We start from the raw sequence: 265 nt of genomic DNA, 5'->3' as shown, positions 1-265 counted from the left end.
CCTTGAGTTCCTTGATCTTGTTGTACGAGTACGCGGTCGGGAAGTCGTGGATCAGCGCGCGGCCGAGCAGGGCCAGGTCGTGCGCGGTGGAGTAGTGGTTCTCCTGCGACAGCCCGTGCGGGTTCATGAAGTGGCTGTTCTTCAGGCCGATGCGCGCGGCGTACTGGTTCATCAGCGCGGCGAAGGCGTCCTCGCTGCCGGCGTCGTGCTCTGCCAGGGCGATCGCGGCGTCGTTGCCGGACTGCACCACCATGCCCTTTTCCAT

Annotated in this window: 1 protein-coding gene; it reads right to left on the bottom strand. The window is 64.9% G+C overall.

Going from position 1 to position 265, the window contains the following annotated elements:
- Positions 1-265, bottom strand: a 265-nt coding sequence (locus HKX41_11855; GenBank protein ID NNC24828.1) for a D-alanyl-D-alanine carboxypeptidase, incomplete at both ends; no start/stop codon positions are given.

The sequence above is a fragment of the Salifodinibacter halophilus genome (genome assembly GCA_012999515.1).
GTDB classification, from domain to species: domain Bacteria; phylum Pseudomonadota; class Gammaproteobacteria; order Nevskiales; family Salinisphaeraceae; genus Salifodinibacter; species Salifodinibacter halophilus.
This window is presented reverse-complemented; position numbering and strand designations above follow the sequence as displayed.